Origin of the sequence: Phocaeicola sp. RTP21198st1_B8_RTP21198_201120 (assembly GCF_040929485.1) — a bacterium.
GTDB lineage: Bacteria > Bacteroidota > Bacteroidia > Bacteroidales > Bacteroidaceae > Phocaeicola > Phocaeicola dorei.
This window is the reverse complement of the sequence record NZ_JBCOCI010000226.1, coordinates 1-2,016: the sequence shown is the minus strand read 5'-3', so window position 1 is coordinate 2,016 and position 2,016 is coordinate 1. Positions and strand designations below refer to the sequence as shown.

The 2,016-nt window shown below is 43.7% G+C and carries 1 protein-coding gene and 1 pseudogene; both read left to right on the top strand.

The features are described 5' to 3' along the window. A pseudogene (locus AB5935_RS24810) lies at nt 1-643 on the top strand (SusC/RagA family TonB-linked outer membrane protein); the annotation flags it as partial. Between the two features lie 20 nt (nt 644-663). After that, on the top strand, nt 664-2,016 hold a 1,353-nt coding region (locus AB5935_RS24805), incomplete at its 3' end, for a RagB/SusD family nutrient uptake outer membrane protein (RefSeq protein WP_368327735.1).

Sequence of the window (2,016 nt, the reverse complement as noted above, 5' to 3'; positions counted from 1 at the left end):
GGTGAATACAACTACAGGTAAGTACCAGAAACCAAAATTTCCTCTTGTTGCGTCACAAAACGGCATTGTACAGCCCGGAGATATTAAGTATCGGGACATCAGTGGTCCTGACGGCGCTCCCGACGGAGTAATTGATGACTACGACAAAGTGGTGTTTGGCGAGAAAGAGCCCCATTACACCTATGCAATCAAGGGTGGTTTGGAATGGAAAGGCATTGACTTCAGTTTCTATTTGCAAGGCGTAGGCAAAGTTGCCGGTTACCTTGAGGATGAGGCTCGGCATGCATTTATCAATGACTACTCAATCCCTAAAAAAGAGCATCTTGACAGATGGACGCCTATGAATCCAAATGCTTCTTATCCCAGACTTTATCAGTCGCAGGAGCACAACAGGCTCTTCAGTGACTACTGGAAAGAGGATGCATCGTACTTGCGCCTGAAGAATATTCAGATAGGTTATCGTTTTCCTGCCCGAATGGTGGCACCTCTTGGTATTAATAGTCTTAGAGTATATGCTTCGGCAGATAACTTGTTTACTAAAACCGATTACTTCGGAGCTTATGACCCTGAAGTGAGGACCACCAGCGGAGACGTCTATCCGCAAGTAAAAACCTATGTTTTTGGATTATCAATAACATTCTAACCTATTAAACGACTATAAAGATGAAATACTCAAAATACTTTTTAATCATTGCTTTCTTTGGTATAGTTACCTCATGTAGCGATTTTCTGGATAGAACGAACCCTAACGAGCCGGACAATGTGACATTCTGGGTGAATGAAGATCAGCTTAAAAATGCCTTGCCTCCCTGTTACGAAGCTTTACAAAAAGACTATCTCGTGAATTGGAGCGAATCGACGGCCGAAACTGTTATGTGGGGGAATATTACTAGTGGACTAAGTAAGGTTTCGGGAGGCAAGCACTCTTATACTGACGGCTTCCCCTTCACTACCTATTGGACAGGAGCGTATAGCTATATTTATCGCTGCAATAATTTTCTGGACAACTATAATAAAGCGCAGGTAGCTCAAAATAAGAAGGACGTTTATGCCGCAGAAGTAAAAACCATCCGGGCGCTTATGTACTTTTACCTCACGGTGTTTTGGGGTGATGTACCTTGGGTAGGAGAAGTCATCCAGCCCGAAGATGCATATATCGAACGTACTCCCAGAGAGAAAGTCATCGACCAGCTCGTCGAGGATTTGAAATGGGCGGCAGAGCGTATGCCTGAAGAAAGGTATACGGGCGATAAACTGGGAAGGCTTGACCGCTGGGGCGCTTTAGCTATATTGGCACGTATTGCCTTGCAAAACGAAAGATGGGAACTGGCTGCAAAAACGAGTGAATATATCATCGAAAACAGTCCCTATGGTCTGTATGAATATGAAAAACTATTTCATCACGAAGGGGATGTCGAGAATGATCCGAAAAATATCGAAGCTATCGTATATAGTCTTTTTGTACCTGAAATCCGTACACAAAGTCTGCCTAATGAAACTTGCAGTCCGACAGATTATATACGCCTCAATCCAACGAAGTCGTTAGTGGATGCTTATCTGTGTACAGACGGTAAACCGGCAAAAACCGGATTGGAATATTATAAAAAGACCGGTGTGCAGACCTCATCGTTATACAAGTCGCCTGAAGAGCATTATGTGGATTACTTCCAGAACAGAGATCCTAGAATGAAGATGACTTTATATGCTCCGGGTGACAAATGGCCGGGAGGAGATGACGGTGACCCTGATACGGATAAGGCCAACGAGATATTTAATCTGCCTCGTTTTGCTTCATTGCAAGATAATAACCGTGTGGGGGCAAATAGCCGTACTGGTTTCTATCTGAAAAAGTATAACGATATTGATTTGGCCGGTTCGAGTGTGGGTGGACATGGGAATCTCAATGTCATCCGCTTTGCCGAAATCTTGCTGATTTATGCCGAAGCCACTTTCGAACTACAAGGCAAGAAACTGACACAAACACAGATTGATTACTCCATCAACAGGCTTAGAGAT